The sequence below is a fragment of the Pedobacter steynii genome, assembly GCF_900103665.1.
Taxonomy (GTDB): domain Bacteria; phylum Bacteroidota; class Bacteroidia; order Sphingobacteriales; family Sphingobacteriaceae; genus Pedobacter; species Pedobacter steynii.
Genome location: NZ_FNGY01000008.1, coordinates 218834 through 238100 on the forward strand (window position 1 = coordinate 218834; position 19267 = coordinate 238100).

17 protein-coding genes and 1 pseudogene are annotated in these 19267 nt (G+C 42.5%); 12 read left to right on the plus strand and 6 right to left on the minus strand.

Annotated features, from left to right (window positions below):
• The first annotated feature begins 100 nt into the window (after positions 1-100).
• Positions 101-1465 carry a DUF4270 family protein gene (locus BLQ87_RS22300; RefSeq protein ID WP_074611133.1) on the plus strand — a complete coding sequence of 455 codons (1365 nt, stop codon included), beginning with the start codon at positions 101-103 and terminating at the stop codon, positions 1463-1465.
• Positions 1466-1476: 11 nt separating this feature from the next.
• Positions 1477-2472: a Kelch repeat-containing protein gene (locus BLQ87_RS22305; RefSeq protein ID WP_074611244.1), complete on the plus strand. Its 996-nt coding sequence runs from the start codon at positions 1477-1479 to the stop codon at positions 2470-2472.
• A gap of 19 nt (positions 2473-2491) precedes the next feature.
• Here the strand turns inward: BLQ87_RS22305 and BLQ87_RS22310 are convergent, their stop codons facing one another.
• Positions 2492-2860: a winged helix-turn-helix transcriptional regulator gene (locus BLQ87_RS22310; protein ID WP_074611134.1), complete on the minus strand. Its 369-nt coding sequence runs from the start codon at positions 2858-2860 to the stop codon at positions 2492-2494.
• Positions 2861-2954: 94 nt separating this feature from the next.
• Between BLQ87_RS22310 and BLQ87_RS22315 the strand changes: the two genes are divergently transcribed.
• A complete protein-coding gene (locus tag BLQ87_RS22315; RefSeq protein WP_074611135.1) occupies positions 2955-3695 on the plus strand; it encodes a 3-oxoacyl-ACP reductase family protein in 741 nt (246 codons plus the stop codon).
• A gap of 52 nt (positions 3696-3747) precedes the next feature.
• On the opposite strand, the gene bla is transcribed toward BLQ87_RS22315, so the two are convergent.
• A complete protein-coding gene (gene bla, locus BLQ87_RS22320) occupies positions 3748-4641 on the minus strand; it encodes a class A beta-lactamase, subclass A2 (protein WP_074611136.1) in 894 nt (297 codons plus the stop codon).
• 165 nt (positions 4642-4806) lie between these two features.
• On the opposite strand from bla, the gene BLQ87_RS22325 reads away from it, so the two are divergent.
• Complete coding sequence (locus tag BLQ87_RS22325) at positions 4807-6078, plus strand: prephenate dehydrogenase (RefSeq protein ID WP_074611137.1); 1272 nt, start codon at positions 4807-4809, stop codon at positions 6076-6078.
• On the opposite strand, the pseudogene ribB reads toward BLQ87_RS22325, so the two are convergent.
• The 4 genes and pseudogenes from ribB to yiaA all read right to left on the minus strand — a co-directional run.
• A pseudogene (ribB, locus tag BLQ87_RS22330) lies at positions 6078-6695 on the minus strand (3,4-dihydroxy-2-butanone-4-phosphate synthase); the annotation flags it as partial. The gene BLQ87_RS22325 and the pseudogene ribB overlap by 1 nt on opposite strands.
• Positions 6696-6796: 101 nt before the next feature.
• A complete protein-coding gene (locus BLQ87_RS22335) occupies positions 6797-7663 on the minus strand; it encodes an AraC family transcriptional regulator (protein ID WP_083362010.1) in 867 nt (288 codons plus the stop codon).
• Positions 7664-7683: 20 nt separating this feature from the next.
• Positions 7684-8181, minus strand: coding sequence for a hypothetical protein (locus tag BLQ87_RS22340; protein ID WP_074611139.1), 498 nt, complete (start codon positions 8179-8181; stop codon positions 7684-7686).
• Between the two features lie 23 nt (positions 8182-8204).
• Positions 8205-8627 (minus strand): inner membrane protein YiaA, encoded by a 423-nt coding sequence (yiaA, locus tag BLQ87_RS22345; RefSeq protein WP_074611140.1) that lies wholly within the window; start codon positions 8625-8627, stop codon positions 8205-8207.
• Between the two features lie 187 nt (positions 8628-8814).
• Here yiaA and BLQ87_RS22350 point away from each other — a divergent pair, with 187 nt between their 5' ends.
• The 8 genes from BLQ87_RS22350 to BLQ87_RS22385 all read left to right on the plus strand — a co-directional run bounded on the left by BLQ87_RS22350 (position 8815) and on the right by BLQ87_RS22385 (position 19203).
• Positions 8815-9396, plus strand: a complete 582-nt coding sequence (locus BLQ87_RS22350; protein ID WP_074611141.1) for a hypothetical protein — start codon at positions 8815-8817, stop codon at positions 9394-9396.
• A 359-nt stretch (positions 9397-9755) separates the two neighbouring features.
• Positions 9756-10067, plus strand: coding sequence for a hypothetical protein (locus tag BLQ87_RS22355; protein ID WP_074611142.1), 312 nt, complete (start codon positions 9756-9758; stop codon positions 10065-10067).
• A gap of 240 nt (positions 10068-10307) precedes the next feature.
• Positions 10308-11429 carry an efflux RND transporter periplasmic adaptor subunit gene (locus BLQ87_RS22360; protein WP_074611143.1) on the plus strand — a complete coding sequence of 374 codons (1122 nt, stop codon included), beginning with the start codon at positions 10308-10310 and terminating at the stop codon, positions 11427-11429.
• Between the two features lie 32 nt (positions 11430-11461).
• Positions 11462-15925 (plus strand): efflux RND transporter permease subunit, encoded by a 4464-nt coding sequence (locus BLQ87_RS22365; protein WP_074611144.1) that lies wholly within the window; start codon positions 11462-11464, stop codon positions 15923-15925.
• Between the two features lie 97 nt (positions 15926-16022).
• Complete coding sequence (locus BLQ87_RS22370; RefSeq protein ID WP_074611145.1) at positions 16023-17078, plus strand: sensor histidine kinase; 1056 nt, start codon at positions 16023-16025, stop codon at positions 17076-17078.
• Positions 17065-17826: a LytR/AlgR family response regulator transcription factor gene (locus tag BLQ87_RS22375; RefSeq protein ID WP_074611146.1), complete on the plus strand. Its 762-nt coding sequence runs from the start codon at positions 17065-17067 to the stop codon at positions 17824-17826. The genes BLQ87_RS22370 and BLQ87_RS22375 overlap by 14 nt, the downstream gene beginning before the upstream one ends.
• Positions 17827-17885: 59 nt before the next feature.
• The gene (locus tag BLQ87_RS22380; RefSeq protein WP_074611147.1) at positions 17886-18560 is read left to right on the plus strand and encodes a hypothetical protein; all 675 of its coding nucleotides are present in this window, start codon (positions 17886-17888) and stop codon (positions 18558-18560) included.
• Between the two features lie 76 nt (positions 18561-18636).
• Complete coding sequence (locus tag BLQ87_RS22385) at positions 18637-19203, plus strand: Crp/Fnr family transcriptional regulator (protein ID WP_074611148.1); 567 nt, start codon at positions 18637-18639, stop codon at positions 19201-19203.
• The last annotated feature ends 64 nt before the right edge of the window (positions 19204-19267 follow it).

Here is a 19267-nt window from a genome sequence, read left to right on the forward strand (position 1 = left end):
ACTTCATTAAAAGTTTCTCTTAACGATTTTTAACAAATCGTAACATTCGTTAACATTCACTCAGTACATCTTTGTCAGCATCAATTATTTATAACGAACTATGAATTCCATTATTAAGATTTCGCCAAATCAATTGCTGCTCTGTTTCTCTTTTGCAGTCCTTTTTGTTTCAGGTTGTAGAAAAGGCGACAATATTGGTTTGCCTAAAGATCAAAATCCAATCTCTATGGAGATGACTGATACGGTTACCGTTATTGCCTCCACTTATCTGCTGGACTCCTTACCCACTTCCAACAGCGGTTCGATACTGCTGGGACAAGTCGATGATCCCCATTTCGGAAAAACAAGATTATCTTCCTATCTCCAGATTGGGATCCCGGTATGGAATAATGGAACTATACCCGATGATGCCCTCTTTGATTCATTGAACCTGGTATTGAAATACAATAAGTATGTGTATGGTGATACCAATGAAATACAACGGTTTTCTGCGCATCAGCTGACTAAAAGAATAAAGCTTATAAAAGTCGAGCAGGCAGCTGAACCGGAAGAACAACCCATCTTTGTTAAAGAAGAGGCCTTGTACAGTACCAGTAAATTTGAATATGATCCTGTGCCATTGGGCGAGATCAGCTTGTTACCAAAACCTTTTTCCAGTGATAGCATCACTATTCCCTTAAAAAAGTCTTTGGGACAGGAGCTGCTTAAAATGCTGATCGAAAAAGACAGCAGGTTAAACAATATTGAAGATTTTCTTAATTATTTCAAGGGGCTTGCCCTCAGTACCGGAAGCAGTGGTAAAAGCATTGTTGGCTTTGATGCTGAAAAGCTAAAGATCGTATTGTACTATAATTATAAAGGATCTGATGGTTTTCCGAGAAAGGGAACCGTTCAGTTCAATTTAAATGATAAACAGTATCAGTTTAACCATATCGATGCAGATCGGAATAAAACCAGGCTACAGGCTTTAAATTATCATTCCAGAGAATTAAATGCTGAAGCCACAAACAAGGAACTGTTCGTTCAGGCCGGAACAGGCATCGTCACCAAGCTCTCTCTGCCCGGTTTAACGAGCTTTCTTCAGCAACCAGGAATTGGTGTTAATACTGCAGAACTGGTGATAGAAACCGAATCATCGTCGTACAAAGTTTTTAAAGCACCTCAGGAGCTTAATTTATTTATCTCGAATTCTTCGAACACGCCTACTCAGGTGCTGACAAACGCTGATGGCAAGTCTATCCAGATGGCAAAGTTCCAGCCGGGAAATGATGCTGGTTCAAAAGCAAAATATGTTTTTCAGCTTGGAGGATATATCGATGCCATCAAAAAAGGTAAATATAAAAAGACTGCGCTGATGCTTAGCCTTCCTTTCGATCCTTTAACAAAAACAGTTAACAGGCTGCATATTGCCAATGGGGAGTCCATACGCTCCATAAAAGTCAAGATTTTTTATACTAAATTTTAAAATATATGATCATGTTGAAAAACCTGCTAAAAGTGTCCTTATTAGCAATTGTATTGATGGCCTCTGCCTGCAAAAAAAAAGAAAACGAAGACCCTAAGGAATGGGTTCGTGGATCTGACTTTGAAGGGATCCGCCGGAGTGGGGCAACCAGTTTTGTCATTAACGGAAAAGTATACATTACGGGAGGCTTTGATGGCGAGAAAAGATTAAATGACTTATGGACCTATAATGAAGAAAAATCAAATTGGATCAGGGTTAAAAACGACAAAGCCGAAGATGTGGTTTTCCCGGGGAAGGCAAGAAATTATGCCGTTGCTTTTACCGTTAATGGAAAGGCTTACGTTGGATCCGGTTTTGACGGTAAAGATGCGCTTTCCGATTTTTATGAGTATGACCCAGTCCCGAAAACATGGAAAAAGGTTGCGGCTGACTTTCCTGGGGAAGCCAGATATGGAGGTGTTGCTTTCGCGGCTAACGGTTTGGGAGTTGTGGGTACAGGAACAAATAAGGCCGGAGATCTCGTTGATTTTTATACCTATAATCCTCAGACCGATCAATGGAAGAAAGTAAGTAGCCTACCCAGTTCTAAAAGATCAAATGCATTTACTTTCACGATTGGAGAAACTGTTTATATTGGTGGCGGCCTTAATAATGGGAGTTATTTGTCTGATTTCTGGAGGTATTCTGTTAAAGAAGATGCCTGGGTACGGTTAAATGATTTGAATCGTCCTAAAAAGCCATATGAGTATAACCTGAGCCGACAGTTTGCTTCTACATTTGTGATAGGAAATAATGGATACCTTATTGGGGGAAGCTCCGGTCAGCTTTTAAGCTCCGTGTGGAAATACAGGGCTGATACCGATGATTGGAAACAATACGGAGATTTTAAAGGTGCTGCAAGAGAAGCTGCTATTGGCTTTTCTATAGGGAATCAGGGATTTATTACAACAGGAAGAAACGGATCAACACTGTTTGATGATACCTGGATATTTACACCCAGTAAATAATTAATGAGGGGCCTGTTTATTAAACAAGCTCCTCTTTTTGATATTTGGCCTTATGGTTATTTCCCCACTCCGACATCTTGCTGAGCATGGGTTGCATACACAATCCATCTTCAGTAAGCTCGTACTCTACTTTCGGCGGAACCTGAGGATGCACAATCCTGATCAGGATGCCATCTTTTTCCAGTTCCCGGAGTTGTTGCACGAGCATTCGCTCTGAAACCCCGATGATGGAGTCCCGAAGGTCACTATACCTGACTTTCCCATCCATTAACCTGCAAATGATGGTAGGCTTCCAGCGGCCACCAATGATGGACAGTGCGTAGGACGTTCCGCACAATTCCCTTAGCCTTTTTTCGTTGATATTGTTTGTGGAACTTTCTTTTCTCATTTCTTACTTTTTTGTAAGTACCTAACAATTTAATGTGTACCCTTAAATACAAATATCTATATATAATTTTGATAGAAATAAATATCCTTTCAATATGACAAATTTAAAAGACAAAGTTGCCCTGGTAACCGGCGGAAGCAGAGGTATCGGTGCGGCGATTGTAAAAAGACTAAGTGCTGAAGGTGCTAAAGTAGCCTTCACTTATGCCAGTTCTGCAGCAGCCTCGGAAGATCTGGTTAAAGAAATTGAAAATAACGGAGCCCAGGCAATTGCGATTAAAGCAGATAGTGGCAACTATGAAGAAGTGACAGCAGCAGTAGATAAAGCAGGAGCACATTTTGGTAAAATAGATATTCTGGTAAACAATGCCGGTGTTGCAGATGGTAAAGCTTTTGAAGCCTATACACAGGAAGATTTTGACAGAATGTTTGATGTGAACGTAAAAGGCGTGTTTTTTGCTACGCAGGCAGCCCTGAAGTTTGTCCCTGATGGTGGAAGAATCATCACCATAGGCAGCTGTCTGGCTGAAATTGTGACGGTTCCTAATCTTACTTTGTATTCCATGAGTAAATCAGCATTGGTTAGCTTTAACAAAGGACTTGCACGTGATCTTGGTGATCGAAGAATTACGGCTAACCTCGTAAATCCTGGACCAACAGAAACGGATATGAATCCGGCTACTGGTGCGTCTGCAGATGCAGCAAGGGAGAGAATGGCGATTAAAGAATATGGAACTGCCGAAGGAATTGCTTCACTGGTTGCATGGGTTGCCGGTGAGGAGTCGAAGTACATGACGGGTACTTCATTAACGATGGATAGCGGAACAAATATTTAAGTAAACAGCGCGTGTTACCGGGAACAATACTCCAGGTAACACGCGCCGTTTTTTATTTCAACCCTTCTTCAAAGGCAGCTTTGGCTAGTTCTGCGATGATCTTATCGTTTTCTTTATCATTTTCTTTTGACATCGATACAAAAGTAGAAATGAGCATTTTTTTTCCGTTAGGAAGCGTCACGATTCCGATATCATTAGATGCTGCAGTAATCCCTTCTTTATTTACTCCGGAATTTCCAGTTTTATGGGCAACAAGTGTTCCCTGAGGTAATAACCCCTTGATCTTTCCCGGGCCTGTTACGGTCTCTTCCATAATTTTCATTAAGAAATCTCCGGTTGTCTTTTTAAGTACTTTACCTTCCTGGAATTTTTTAAGCAGATCGTTGGCCGCTTTTGGCGTAGTCCAGTTGCGAAACTGAACCTGATCGTCTTTGTGCATTTCTTCTTCTGTTCCGACGATGGATATCTCTTTAATCCCTTGTTTTTTGATGAACTGGTGTGCTTTGCTGGTGCCTCCGATGAGTCTGAATAAAATATCACAACCGTTGTTGTCGCTTTCTGAAACGGTATATTTCAGAATCTCCGATAAGGGCACTTCTACATTTCCATTGGGATATTTTTCGCGTAAGGGGCTCCAGGTATCCGGAAGCAAGTCGCTTTTTTTAATAAGGACCTTTTGATCGAGCTTAAATTTTCCCTGATCTACCTGATTCAATACGGCCAGGGCCAGGTGAAATTTATAGACACTTTGCATGGGATAGTGCTTATCTCCGTTAACGGAAACGATGCGCTGATCTGATAGGTACAATACGGATACACCCACATCAGCTTTTTTGCTGTTGATGATGCTGTCCATTTTTATCTGGAGTGCGTTGGTTTGTGCAAATACTGCTGAGGAAAAAAAGGATGCCGTCAGCGTTAAAAAAATACGGGAATTTCGTTTCATGTTGTAAATTACGTTTTTCTGTTACGCTTCCTTTTAACGTATGCAGATTGAAAATATTCTGGGAAGACGAAAATTTAATTGTAACAATTTGAAGCCTGTTTTGTGACCCTGATCATTTCCTGTTCAGGGGAATTTTGCCTTATTTGCAGGTATTAACAGGTGATTATGAATGTAGGCATTATTGGTCTTGGTGATATGGGTAAAATGTATGCTGTAGGTTTTTCTAAAGCAGGTTATACCGTTTATGGCTCAGACCTTCCGGAACGAAGGGAAGAACTTAGCGAAGCATTAAATCCTTATGGGATTATCATTTTGCAAGATGGAAAGGAAGTTTCCCGGATTTGTGACGTGATTTTTTATGCCGTAGAATCGGAAAAGATTGAACAAGTGCTGGCAATGTATGGCAGCTCAACCAAATATGGGGCAATTGTAGCCGGGCAGACTTCGGTAAAACATCCGGAGATCGTTGCCTTTGAAAAATACCTGCCTAAGGACATTCATATCATCACCTGCCATTCTTTACACGGCCCGGGTTTTGATCCTGCAGGTCAGAAAATGATTGTGATTCCACACCGCACCAGCGATGAGGCTTATCAGCGTATGACTGACCTCCTCTCCTGCCTGGGCTCCGAACTGGTGGAGATGAAAGACTACCGGGATCATGACCGGATTGTTGCGGATACACAGGCTGCGACACATGTGGGTTTTGAAAGTATGGGCACTGCCTGGGCTTCAGCAGGCTTCTTTCCCTGGGAAAATGCCTCTTACCTGGGCGGTATCGACAATGTGAAGATCCTGACTACCCTTAGGATCTTTAGTTATAAAGCACATATTTATGCCGGCCTGGCCATTTTAAACCCTTTTGCCCGCCAACAGGTGAAACGTTATGCGCAGTCGGAATCAGAGCTTTTTAAGATGATGATCATGGAAGAAGAAAAATCCTTCCGGGAGCGTCTTTATAAGGTCAGGGATTTTGTGTTCCATGAAAGCAGGAAACCTTTACTTCTGGACGATCAGGTGATGCAGGAGTTCTCCCTTTCTTCAAATCCGGGAGTGCGAAAGGCCAACTCTCACCTGAGCCTGCTCAGCATGGCTGATGCCTGGTATCATTTACAGATCAATCCTTATGACAACCTGATTTGCCAGACTCCTCCCTTCCGACTAAGACTAGGGATTGTAGAATACCTTTTTCGAAATGAGGATCTACTGGAAGAATCCATCCATGCGGCGCTGTTCGACAAGAGTATCCGTGCCGACGATCTTGAGTTTCATTCGGCAGTCCGGGAATGGACTTCTATCATCGGATATGGAGATATGGAGGGGTATAAGCAGCATTTTGACCAGACTAAACTGTTTTTCAAAGACAGGCTGGAGCATGGCCGTGAACAGAGCTCAGCGATGATCAAAAGGCTGACAGATCAAACGTTTCTTTCTTAGTTTTCTTTTTTAAGATAGCTGATCAGGTCTTCAATCGAAATGATTTTCAACTGATGTCTGGCTGCGATTTCCATTAAATCAGGTAAGCGGGCCATTTCTCCATTGTCTTTAAGGATTTCTACAAGGACTCCTGCGGGTTCCATGCCTGCTAAGCGGGCAAGATCGATGGTCGCTTCGGTATGTCCGGGTCTGGTTAACACCCCGCCATCTTTAGCACGTAGCGGAAAGATATGACCGGGTCTGCCAAGGTCAAAGCCTTTTATTTTAGGATCAATCAGCGATTTAACGGTTTTGGAGCGGTCGGAGGCCGAAATCCCGGTGGTACAGCCGCTGCCGAGCAAATCAATAGAAACGGTAAAACTGGTTTCATAGGCGGCAGTGTTATCGCTCACCATTTGGTGGAGATTCAGCTCATCGCACCTTTCTGCAGTTAAGGGGGCGCAAACCAGGCCTTTTCCATGACTCACCATAAAGTTAATTACCTCCGGACTTGCATTTTGAGCAGCGGTAATAAAATCTCCCTCATTCTCCCGGTTTTCATCGTCTACTACAATAATTACTTTACCTGCCCTGATCTCTTCAATGGCTTCGGCAATGCTGTTCAATTTAATCTGCATGATGCGGTATTGGCTCTAATGTTTAAAACGCAAAGGTATCCAGGCTGGATTTTCGAATGTTAGGACTAAGAAGCGCTTTATTGGTACTTTTGATGAAATGATCAGGAAGGCGTACTTGTTTTACGGAATTCAGCGGGTGTTAATCCCTCCTGCTTTTTAAAATGCCTGGAGAAATAAGAGAAATCTTTAAATCCAAGTTCTGAAGCAATCTGTCCTACGGTCCAATGTCCATGGATCAACATTCTTTTTGCTTCGAGTAAAACCCTTTCCCTGATCAGTTCCCCGGCTGTTTTACCGGTGATCTTTTTAACGATCTCGTTTAAATGGGCATTGGTCATAAACAGTTGCGCAGAGAAAAAAGACAATTTCGTTTCTTTTTTATAATGTTCTTCAATCAGCTTTTTGAATTTTTTGAGGCTCAGGACCTGGATGTTATCCGGCCCGGAAATTGCATCACCTGCCATCATTCTCTGGATCTGGAAGAGCAGTGCCAGCAAGAGGTGTCTGATGATACTGGCCGAACGGTCCTCGCGTCCGGATTCTTTCAGCAGCAGGTTGATGATGCTGGCAAGCTCTTTACTTTGCTGAGGGATTAAACTCAGCGATGGCTGGGAATAGCTGTTTTCCAAAAATGACAAACCGGAAAGCATTTCAGGATTGGCATGACTGAGGGAAAGAAACTCTTCTGTAAACATAATGCTATACCCTTTTACGTTTTCCGAATGGCCGAGTTCATGAATCTGACCGGGGGCAATAAAGAATAAAGTATCGGAATCGAGATCGAAAATATGCTGATCGATCAGGTGTTGCGCATTTCCTTTTTCAATCCACAGCACTTCATAAAAGCTATGTTTATGAGGCCATACCATATCAGCAGGTTTTCCGATATCTTCAAAGCGATCCATCATGAACTGTCCGGGGAGAGAGAATGGAGCGCTAAAATCGTCGAGATGGTAGCTGATGATCATGACCTGTACTTGTTATCTGTTTAATACTTCATTGCCGTCCAATGGATGAGCTTGCCACTGAAATCGCCGCTAAAATAAGACAATAATTCTTCCGCAGAAGGAAAACCATCATTTATAGCGAGCTTATTGAGTTGCTCATCATCCAGCGGATTACCATCTACGCTAACGGTATAACTTTCCTCTGCAGACTGTCTGATTTCAATTTTCTGAATACCAATGCAATGAAGCATTGGGGCGAACTGAAATTCGTCGCTGGTGTCTTTATAGATCACCATAGCGATTTCTGTACCCGGATGCCAGAAACCATCAGGATCTTTTCTGATGGTATGGAATTTTGGTTCAAGAAATTCGGTATAGGTATCTCCGTCCCAGTTCCTGTCGAACTTCTGGATATGTCGTTCCTGATATCTGTAGTGCTCATTGTCCAGATGTGAAGAAAGGGCCATGAGGCCCTTCCAGATCTTTTCAATGAAGTAATTCGGCTGATCATTAATGACCGTTCCAAATGATAATTTCATTCTTTAATGTTGTTATTCGTAGCTTAATTGTCTTCGTTACGGCCGATGTGACTACCACCACCATCTGGTTTATTGTCCCTTGTGTTTTTCTGCACTGCGATAGCGCCAAACATAGCGAGGAGGAAAGCAAAGGCATAAAATCCTTTTTCACTTGGCAATAATGTCGCATTCCAAAGTCCAATGGTCAATAAGACAATAGACAAAAGTGTGGCAAACCAGCTTAATCCATAATAGATGTCTGTTACAGGAATTCCTTCCAATCTATCCCTTACACTTTTTTGAACGGATACTACGGCAAACAGACCAAACATCATGATGGTGAAATAATATCCTTTTTCATTGAGTTGCATTTCTGCTCTCGCTAAACCGACGAAATAGCCGATCATACCCGCGCCAAGGGCGATCCAGGATACAGCGACGAAAGCGTTAGATGTTTTTTGATTCATAGTTTGTGTTTTTGTAACTGTAATTATAATGAATAATCAGATATAATTATTCATTATGCAAAATATATTTACGGTAATAATTAAGGTACAATAGGCAAAATACTTGGATTGCAGCATCTGAGCAGAATAAATTTTCAAAAACAAAACTTATATAGGTTTGTTAAAGAAATACATTTAAACATATCTTATGAAAAAATTATTCTTAACAGCGAGTCTATGTGCCGGACTTTTATTTGGAGCAAAAGCACAAATACAAAAAGGCAATGTATTTGTAGGTGCCTCCCTTTCAGATATCAGTTTTGGTCTGGATAAACCCAATACATTCAGTTTCAATGTCAATCCTAAAGCAGCCTGGTTTGTACAGGACGGGCTTGCAATTGGTGGTGAAGTCGATTTTGGTTTGACTACTCAAAAGGGTGGCGGAACAGGTATCAACTATGGCATCGGTGCTTTGGGTAGATACTTTGGCGCAACAGGAGCAAATGAAGTGGTGAAAAACTCAAGATTCTTTGGTGAGGCGACTGTGGGTATTAATGGGATTAATCCTGCTGGTCCTGTTGGAAATACCAATGGACTAGGTTTTAGTTTTGGTCCGGGTTTTACGTATTTTGTAACCCCATCTATCGGATTGGAAGGATTGCTAAAGTACAACGGTGTTGTTGGATTTGGCAGCAGTGCTTATGCTCATAAATTAACACTTGGTGTTGGTTTTAGCATCTATCTTCCCGGAAAAGGTACCGCCAGAAAAGTACAAAAAGATATGAACTAACGTATACTATCTTTTTTATTGCCGTATACAAGGGGCAGGCGCTTTCAAAAGAAAGCTTTGCCCCTTTTGTTTTGAATCTCATTTTATGCTCTTTTTTGTGATGCTGCCACCCTCCTTTTTTATGAGCGTATGTATTTTGTCCGACTGCAGCACGTCAGGCCTTCCTTAAAGTATACCGGCTTCGCCGATAATCCGATTCCTAATCCCCCAAATTGTAGCATAATTCTACAATAAAAATATACCTCTTAATTATTAACTATCTAAAAATCAGCTATGTGCCAAAAATGGATTTTTGCGGCATCATTATTAAACCTAGCCTAAACGTAATTAACAAGAATATTAACTGAAATACAAAGAATATGAAAAAGATCATTTTATCAGCAGCATTTTTAGCTTTCGCAGGATTCACAGCAGCAAACGCAACAGAAGTAAAAGAACCGGTAGCAATTACCGCTAAACAAGACAGCACTACAAAAGTGCCGGTGGAACTGAAAGATTTACCTGAACCAGTTAAAGCCACATTACAAACAGAACCGGTTAAAGCATGGACGCCAACAGCTGCCTTCCTGGTAACGGCCGCAGATAAATCTACTTACTATCAGATCGACATCAAAAAAGGAGAAGAAACCGCGTCAGTAAGATTAGATAAAGACGGTAAACCTGTAAAATAATAACAAGTATCTCTATATATGCTATAAAAGAGCCGGATTTTCCGGCTCTTTTTGCGTTTGAGCTATTTTTTGGTCATAACGACCTCCTGCAGTCCGGTGTTTCCTACTCCTTCTTCCCTCCTTTTTAATTGATCCGCTGATTTCTTTAGTTCGGACACCTTTTTCTACAACTCAGTCAGTTTCTCCTCATAACCACCTTTTCGGGGAATAATTTTGAAGAAATTAAACAACCGAATAAAAATGAAAAAAGGAAAAAATATCATCATCTGGGGATGCTCAATAACCGGAATATTAGTATTTATTGCCTTCATACTGATGGGGAACAAAGAAGCCGCCGACAATGAGATCAGGAAAGAGCTTAGCCCTATCCCCTATACCGCCGTAGTCGCTTATGCTACAGAAATGAACATTCCCGGGGAGGCCGTATTCCGAGGCTATATCGCGGCAAAGAATATCGTTAATATCTTTAGCGAAGGAGAAGGTAAGCTGACCAGTTCGAGCGTGGAATTGGGCAGGACAGTGCGTAAGGGGCAGGTCATCGGACAGATAGATAAAACCATTCGGTCGGCAGCCAATCAGATCAATGTGTTGGGACTGGATAAAGCAAAAAACGATTACGAAACCGCCAAAAGAAATTCAGTACGTTTTGAAGCTTTGTTAAAAGAAGACAATGCTTCCTACGTAGAAGTAGAAAATGCCCGTTTGCAGCTCAGTTCAGCGGAAATGCAATTGAAAACCTATCAGCAACAGCTTCAGATTTCCAGGAAGCAAGTCGGACAAACCAATATCATCTCTCCGGCAAATGGAGTGATTGTTGAAAAAAAGTCAAATCCCGGCGACTATATCAGTCCGGGGACATTATTGGGTGTCATCGCAGAACTGGACCATGTACTGGTTAAAGTGGCTGTTCCTGAATACCTGATCACAAAGATTCAGCTGGGTGGAACGGTCAGCATCAAACCCGATGTCTATGCAACAACAACACTTAAAGGAAAGATCAAAACCATTATTCCATTGGCAAATGAAGCCAAAGCATTTCCGGTAGAGATCGAAATCCCTAACCATAAAACAACGCCACTCATGAGCGGAATGAATGTTTCCGTTCATTTCAATGAAAATTTGTTTGCTAAAGCCCTAAGCATCCCAAGGACCGCTTTATTAAGAGATGTTAAAGGCAATTACGTTTATGTGATTGATGCAGGAAAAAAGCCATTGCGAAAAATGGTGGTCCCGGGAAGAGATATCGGTACTGCGGTTGAAATTAAAGCCGGCCTTGCTAAGGGTGATATGGTCATCAGCTCTGGCCAGGGTAATGTTGAACCTGGAAAAGTATTGAAGTCCTATACCATCAGCACCCCTTAATCCATTTATTTCATTCATTAACATCAACCATCATGTCTATTACAGGTTTGGCGATCAAACGCCCTATCATATTTCTTGTCCTTTTTATCGTATTGGGAGGCCTTGGTTTCATTTCCTATAAAAAGCTAAAATACGAATTACTGCCTGATCTGGCGACTCCATACGTTACTATTTTGACCAGCTATCCGGGTGCTTCGCCTAAGGAAGTTGAAAATAGCGTCACCAAAAAGATCGAGGAAAGTTTAGCTTCCGTTACTAAGGTTAAAAAGATGAGTGCAACCTCATCGGAAAACCTGTCTGCAATTACCCTCGCGTTTATTGCAGATGCCAACGCGGACCAGGCTGTACAGGATGTTCAAAGGGCAATCAGCGGCGTACTTACAGAAATGCCTGCAGGGGTTAAAAGTCCGTACGTAGATAAGTTTAACATCAACGACCTTCCCGTCCTCCGCCTTGGGATTACCGCAAATATCACGTCCACGGCTTTATATGAGCTGCTTAAGGACAAAATAAAACCGCGTCTTGCACAGCTAAAAAGTGCAGGCAGGATCAGCATACTTGGCGGCGAACAGAAAGAGGTGAAGATTTGGATTGATCCGGATAAAATGGCAAGTTATCAAATTTCCAATGCGGAGCTGGTAGAGACCATCCGGAAGAATAACAATGATTTTCCACTTGGGAATATTAAAGATACTGATGCCGAACTGAGCATCAGAATGGCAGGAAAGATCAGCGATCCTGCGCAGGTTGCAGCATTGCCAATCCGTGTTTTTCCGGATGGCAGCGCGATTCGCGTTAAAGATGTCGCCCGTGTAGAAAATGCGGCTAAAAGTATTGAGGTGGTCAACCGTTTGGACAGAGCCCCCTCTATAGGTTTATTTATCAATAAGCAATCAGGTGCCAATGCGGTTGATGTTTCTGAAAAAGTAAGTGCAGAACTGAAGGTGCTGGAAGAAGAATACAAAAACATTCAGCTGAAATTCGACATCGCCCAGGACAGTAGCGAGTTTACTTTAAATGCGGCCAAAGCTGTTTATACCGATTTCTTTATTGCCATTCTACTGGTTGCACTGGTGATGTTGGTGTTTTTGCATAGTCTCCGGAACGCGGCAATTGTGTTGATTGCCATTCCCACCTCTCTGGTAACGGCCTTTATCATGATGTATCTGATGGATTACTCACTAAACCTGATGACCCTCCTGGCGATGAGCCTGGTGATCGGGATTCTGGTAGACGACAGTATTGTGGTGTTGGAAAACATCTATCGCCATATGGAAATGGGAAAGGGAAAAGTACAGGCTGCTTTGGACGGCAGGAATGAGATTAGTTTTACCGCCCTGTCCATCACCCTGGTAGATGTGGTGGTGTTCTTACCCATGGCACTGGTTCCCGGCCTGGTTGGCAGTCTGGTTAAACAGTTCTCCCTCGTGATTGTCGTCTCTACGCTGACCAGCTTATTTGTTTGTTTTACGCTGACACCCATGCTGGCTTCAAGATTTGCAAAATTAGAACATTTAAGCAGTGCTTCTTTTTTTGGGAAAACCGGACTTTTCTTTGAGCAGCGGATCAATGCCCTGATTCGTTGGTACACTGAGGCACTTAAAGTGTCTTTACAACATAAAATGGCCACGATATTGATTACGGTTGGCTTGTTAATCGCTTCCTTAAGTCTGGTGTTTACCGGAATTGTAGGCGCTGAATTTACACCGGCTACCGATAAAGGAGAGCTTTCCCTATTGATCGATATGCAACCCGGGACGAAACTATTCACTACCGATGAAGCGGTAAAAGCGATTGAAGAAAAATTAAAAGCAGTTCCGGAAATCACTAAAGTATTTACCAATGTCGGTTATCAGTCTGATGGTTTTGGTGAAAACACAAGTGGAAACGTAGCGGCCATAAATATCTCCCTGAAGCCAGCAAAGCAACGGACAAAATCCCTTAACGACCTGAGTCGGGAAATCCGCGCATTGGCGATGGAAGTGGGCGGTGTAAAGGCCCGGGTATCTCCTATCGGATTGTTTGGTGCGAACGACGCGCCGATTCAGATCCTGCTATCCGGAAATGAGCGGGATAGTGTTTTGGTGGCAGCCGGACAGCTCATGGGAATCATGCGTGCAACTGCCGGTGTAGTCAGTCCACGTATGTCCTCTGAGCAAGGGAAGCCTGAAATTGAAATTGAGATCGATCCTGAAAAGGCCGCATTATTGGGGCTGGACATCGGCATAGTCGGTGCGAATATGAGAAGTGCGATTAATGGTTACGATGAACTGAAGTTTAGAGGTACCACAGAGGATACACCTGTACGGATTCAGTTACAGGAAGATCAAAACAACCATACCAGCAGTTTGTCGAAATACAGTTTTACTAATCATCAGGGAGCACTTGTTTACCTGAATCAGTTTGCTAAGGTCGTGCTGAAATCCAGTGCCACCATTCTTCAGAGAAGAGCGAAACAAGCAAGCCTGGTTTTGTTGTCGCAAGTAACAGGAAGACCTGTTGGTGATGTTGGTGAAGACATCAAAACTGCGGTTGCAAAGCTAAAATTCCCCCCGGGGGTTCAGATTTCTTATGAGGGTGATCTGGAAATGCAGGATGATGCCTTTACTCAGCTTGGATTGGCTTTATTGGCCTCTTTCAGCCTGGTTTATCTGATCATGGTGGCTTTGTATAACAATTGGGTATATCCTTTTGTAGTTTTGTTTTCTATTCCGGTAGCTGCTGTAGGCGCGCTTTTAGCACTAGCCTTAACCGCAAAGAGTCTCAATGTCTTTTCTATTCTAGGTCTCATTATGATGATGGGACTGGTGGCTAAAAATGCCATTCTGCTTGTCGACAGAACGAACGAAGCCAGAGCTGAAGGCAAATCACTGACGGATGCCCTGCTCGATGCCGGAAGCACCCGTTTAAGGCCCATTTTGATGACGACACTGGCGATGGTGATTGGGATGCTGCCTCTGGCACTCGCAAAAGGTGCTGCTGCAGAAATGAACAGTGGCCTGGCTTGGGTACTCATTGGCGGATTGAGCAGTTCCATGTTCCTGACCTTATTTGTTGTTCCCGTAATCTACGACCTGATTACGCGTTTCCTGGAAAAATCAGTTGCGGGAAAAGCAGAGAAAAGCAAAGGCGTTGCTGCGCTATCGGGAATGGCTAAAGTAACCGGGGTATTTTTGCTGATGGTGTTTGCGGGGCAGTCTGCGGTGGCGCAGACGCAAAAACTCAGCCTTCAGGAGGCGTTAAATAAAGGTTTGTCTGAAAATATCCAGATTAAGCAAGCAGAACTGGAAGAACTGAAAGCAAAACATTTCCGGGCAGAAAGCAAGGGAAACTTATACCCTAATATTTCTGCCTCCGGAGAATATTACAGGAATGTCAAATCACCGGTGATGTTTTTTCCAACCGTAGGTTTTGATTCAAAAGGCAGCTTATTACTGGACGATAAGAACCTGATGCCCGTAAATGCTGCGGCTAAAAACTCCTATTCCCTGACCGGAACTTTAAGCATGCCTGTTTTCAACAGAGAAATTTATAAAGAAATTGAAGCGTCGAAATGGAATGAGCAACTGGCTAAAGTCAACACCCTGCTTTCTAAAACACAGCTGGCCGATGAGATCAGAAGGGCTTATTATCATGTACTGGCTACAGAAGCAGGAAAAGCACTTGTTGCACAGTCGATTAAGCGGGCGGAATTCAATTTAAGAAATAGCCGGAATTTAGTGAAACAAGGAATGGCAGTACCCGCGGATACCTTGTCGGCATTTGTCAACCTGGAATCTATGAAAATCAATGAGCTGAAGTCAGACAATGAAATCCGGCAATCTAAAAACTTCCTGAAAAACTTAATCCAGCTGCCATTGCAGACCGAAATTCTGCTGAGTGATGAGTTGAAGGTGGGTATTGCTCCATTGACATTAACGGATACTGCTGCGATAACTGCGACTGAAAATCGTCCGGAAATCATCAGGAACAGGATTCATATCGCAGCAGCGATGAATCAGATTGAACTGGAAAAAAGTAAATACCTTCCGAGTCTTAATTTTATCAGTCAGTATCAATTACAGACCCAGTCGGATAATTTTAGGTTTGTCGATTACAGGTGGCCAAACAGTATGTTTGTCGGCCTTCGGTTAAGCGTACCTATCTTTTCGGGGTTTAAGACTAGCAATAGGATAAAACAGGCGCGCGCTACAGCAAAGATCGCGGAATTGGAAAATATTAAATTGAACCAGGACCTCAGTATGGAATTACAAAATGCAAAGAACAACCTGAATACGGCCTGGCTGGAATGGGAACATCAGGGGAAAATTGTCCCTTCGGCAGAGCGGAATCTTCAGCTCATCATCAGTCGATGGCAAAAAGGCGTAGTGAAATACCATGAAGTAGCGGATGCAGAGCTTACGCTGATCCAGGTTAAAAATGGTCAGCTGCAAGCTGCTTATGGTTATTTAATGGCAGAAATTGCCTATTTAAAAGCCAGTAATCAACTTTTGTAAAGTTCATGAAACCGAAATTTAAAATATATTCCGTTCTGTTGTTGATTCTCGTAATTTTGATGATGATCTCGTTTAAAACCATAATTCAGAAATTCTGATGCAAAAACTCACCTATCGGCTGTTCAGATTGTATGGTTACCCCTTTTTGACGGTGATTATTTACCTGTTGTTTTTTTTCATGACCAGCGAGGATCACCTAAAGTCCTACGCTGACTATATTCTTTACGATTATTTTCTGGAGGTCTTTTATCTGAGCTATTTTGTCATTGTGACTATAGAATCAGCGATTCTGATTACGAGGACCCTCAATAAATTCCTGCCCTGGGAAAAATCACCAGTAAACCGTTTTCTCTTGCAGCTGGTTATCCAGATTGTGCTGTTGACGGTGATGTTTTATGGAACGTCTATGTTGATCCAGGCTGTTTCGTTTAGTGCTTTCCAATTCCTGACGGAGTTACTGATTCGTCAGGCCCTTGTGCTCGGTGTACTCATTTCGTTATTGAGTACCGCTGCCTTTACGATAGATTATTTTTTACACAAATGGACGGACGCAGAGCTGGAAGCGATAAAGCTGAAGCAATCCGTTACACAGGCACAATTGGATGCCTTAAAAGCACAAATTGATCCTCATTTTCTTTTCAATAACTTCAGCACGCTGACTGCTTTAATTGAAGAAGATAAGGACATTGCCGTAAAGTTCCTTCAGCAACTTTCTTCCGTATACAGGTACTTGCTGGCCAACCGGAGTCAGAGCGTAATTGCGCTTAAAGAAGAACTGGCTTTTATCAGGTCTTATTTTTTTCTGTATGAAATGCGCTATGGCGATAGTATCGCCCTGCTGATTGAGATACCGGAGGTCATGTATACTTCCGGTATCGCTCCGATCACCCTGCAACTGCTGATTGAAAATGCCATTAAGCACAATGTAGTCAGTGCGTCTGAACCCCTCCATATCCGGATCTATGGATCGGGGGAGTACCTTTTCGTGGAAAATAACATTAACCTGAAAACTCATGTGGAGCCGAGCTCTAAGATGGGCTTAAAAAATATTGAGGAACGTTACCATTTACTCTCTGATCACATTCCTGTCATTGTTCAAAGTCCGGAAACCTTTCAAATAAAAATCCCTTTGTTGCCTTATGACCATAAATAGTTTAATTATAGAAGATGAATTGCCCAATGCCCGGCGATTGGAAAAGCTCCTTAATGAATCTGCTTATCCGGTTCAGATCGTTGGGCGGTTACAAACGGTTAAAGGGGCCATTGCCTGGTTTAAGAGCAACCCCGCTCCTTCCCTTATTTTTATGGACATCAGGTTAAGCGATGGGCTGAGTTTTGAAATTTACAAAAACGTGGAGCTGGAAGCACCAGTGGTCTTTACCACCGCTTACGACGAGTATGCCTTGCAGGCTTTTAAGGTAAACAGCATTGATTATCTGTTAAAGCCTATCGATAAAGCCGCGTTGGAACGGGCACTTGATAAATTCAGCAAGCAGCAGCATAAGTCGAATTATCAGTCTATGGTACAGCTGTTTGGGCAGATCCAATCTCAGCAGGTGATTTACAGGTCGCGGTTCCTGGTGACGTTCAGAGATCAGCTGATTTCTATCCCGGTAGAAGAGATTGCTTATTTTGGCTCTGCCTTTAAAACGACTTTCTTTGTGAGCCATAAAGGCGAAAAACATTATATCAGTCAGACGCTGGAAGAAGTTGAAAAGGAACTGAGCCCGGCATTGTTTTTCAGGGTGACGAGACAATTCCTGGTCTGCACTGCTGCGGTAGCGAAGATTCATCTGTTTTTTAACGGAAAGCTAAAACTGGAATTGTTACCAGCTACAGAAGAGGAAGTTGTGTTGAGCAGGGATAAATCTATTGCTTTTAAAGAGTGGCTGGATAAGTAATTAAATTCTTTTATTCAAAGAGAATAATATCTTTGACGTTACACACAACATGTACCATAATGAAATTCAAAAAAACACTAATCATTGCCGCATTGTTAGGAATGCAGCTGATGGCGAGGTCGCAAACCATTTCTGACCTCCACTTTTTTATTCCGGGAAAAGCAACAGCTTACGCCAGAATGAATGTCGACGACATTACCCTTTACCTCAGTGGAAATGGAAAGATTTCACTGGATGATGTTCAGGAGCTAAATGGGGACATCGACTATTATGACGGACTGAATGATGGCGTAAAAAGAGGAAAGCTCAAATCCATTGGTTCTATGTGGATTGATTACTACGATGGTTTGAATGATGGTTCAAAAACGGGAAAGATTAAATCCGTAGGAAACATTAGGTTTGATTATTATGATGGCCTTAACGATGGGCCGAAAAGAGGAAAAGTCAAGTCTGTTGGTTCCATGTCGGTTGACTATTATGATGGGCTTAATGATGGTGTGAAAACAGAAAAGCTAAAATCTGTAGGCGACACACAAATTAAATATTATGATGGCCTTAATGACGGTGTGAAAGCAGGTTTAATCAAGGCAATTGGCGGGACGCAAATTCAATATTATGATGGGTTAAATGATGGGATTAAAGCCGGAAAAGTTAAGTCTGTAACTGGCAGTAGCCCGGGGATAAAAGTCTCTGTTGGCCAGTTTAACCTTAACATCAATTCTAAAGAAGAGTAAAAATAATACTATTTTCGCGATATATTGTTCCACAGCCCGGTATCATACCGGGCTGTTGGCTTAAATTTTCAGCCCGATGATCAGCAGCTTTCTAAGTTCATTTGACATTTTCACGCCATCAGAGATTGCCGCTTTTGAAGAAAAGACAGTACTAAGGTCAATTAAGAAAGGTAGTTTCTTAATTCAGGAAGGTCAGCTATGTAAGGAGGTTGCCTTTCTTAAAACCGGCATTCTGAGGTCTTTCTTTAGCCCGGAATCCGGAGAGGAAATTACGTATTGTATCACTTTTCCAAATACCTTAACAACCGCGTATTCGTCATTTATAACCGGATTACCTACTTTGGAAAATATTCAGGCGGTGTCGGCAGCAGAGTTGGTTGTCATTCAGAAGGCCGACCTGGACCAGTTATCTCAGTCCAGCCTGAACTGGACCAGGTTCCTCAAGATGATTGCTGAACAGCAATATTTGGAACTGGAAAAGCGGTTATTCCTTTTCCAGAAAGAAAAAGCGAAGAAAAGATACATGGATCTTCTGGAGAATCAGCCTGTATATGTTCAGCAAATTCCTTTACAATACCTGGCCTCCTATCTCGGCATCACGCCAAGGCACCTCAGCCGGTTAAGAAGAGAAGTGGTTTTATAGACAAATGTCCTGTAGCCGGAATCAGCATGGAGATACCTTTGCCCTGAACAAATTAACATCAGGA

Coding starts and splice junctions, on each gene's coding strand:
- BLQ87_RS22300 (WP_074611133.1), top strand. CDS start 101: ATGAATTCCATTATTAAGATTTCGCCAAATCAATTGCTGCTCTGTTTC.
- BLQ87_RS22305 (WP_074611244.1), top strand. CDS start 1,477: ATGTTGAAAAACCTGCTAAAAGTGTCCTTATTAGCAATTGTATTGATG.
- BLQ87_RS22310 (WP_074611134.1), bottom strand. CDS start 2,860: ATGAGAAAAGAAAGTTCCACAAACAATATCAACGAAAAAAGGCTAAGG.
- BLQ87_RS22315 (WP_074611135.1), top strand. CDS start 2,955: ATGACAAATTTAAAAGACAAAGTTGCCCTGGTAACCGGCGGAAGCAGA.
- bla (WP_074611136.1), bottom strand. CDS start 4,641: ATGAAACGAAATTCCCGTATTTTTTTAACGCTGACGGCATCCTTTTTT.
- BLQ87_RS22325 (WP_074611137.1), top strand. CDS start 4,807: ATGAATGTAGGCATTATTGGTCTTGGTGATATGGGTAAAATGTATGCT.
- BLQ87_RS22335 (WP_083362010.1), bottom strand. CDS start 7,663: ATGATCATCAGCTACCATCTCGACGATTTTAGCGCTCCATTCTCTCTC.
- BLQ87_RS22340 (WP_074611139.1), bottom strand. CDS start 8,181: ATGAAATTATCATTTGGAACGGTCATTAATGATCAGCCGAATTACTTC.
- yiaA (WP_074611140.1), bottom strand. CDS start 8,627: ATGAATCAAAAAACATCTAACGCTTTCGTCGCTGTATCCTGGATCGCC.
- BLQ87_RS22350 (WP_074611141.1), top strand. CDS start 8,815: ATGAAAAAATTATTCTTAACAGCGAGTCTATGTGCCGGACTTTTATTT.
- BLQ87_RS22355 (WP_074611142.1), top strand. CDS start 9,756: ATGAAAAAGATCATTTTATCAGCAGCATTTTTAGCTTTCGCAGGATTC.
- BLQ87_RS22360 (WP_074611143.1), top strand. CDS start 10,308: ATGAAAAAAGGAAAAAATATCATCATCTGGGGATGCTCAATAACCGGA.
- BLQ87_RS22365 (WP_074611144.1), top strand. CDS start 11,462: ATGTCTATTACAGGTTTGGCGATCAAACGCCCTATCATATTTCTTGTC.
- BLQ87_RS22370 (WP_074611145.1), top strand. CDS start 16,023: ATGCAAAAACTCACCTATCGGCTGTTCAGATTGTATGGTTACCCCTTT.
- BLQ87_RS22375 (WP_074611146.1), top strand. CDS start 17,065: ATGACCATAAATAGTTTAATTATAGAAGATGAATTGCCCAATGCCCGG.
- BLQ87_RS22380 (WP_074611147.1), top strand. CDS start 17,886: ATGAAATTCAAAAAAACACTAATCATTGCCGCATTGTTAGGAATGCAG.
- BLQ87_RS22385 (WP_074611148.1), top strand. CDS start 18,637: ATGATCAGCAGCTTTCTAAGTTCATTTGACATTTTCACGCCATCAGAG.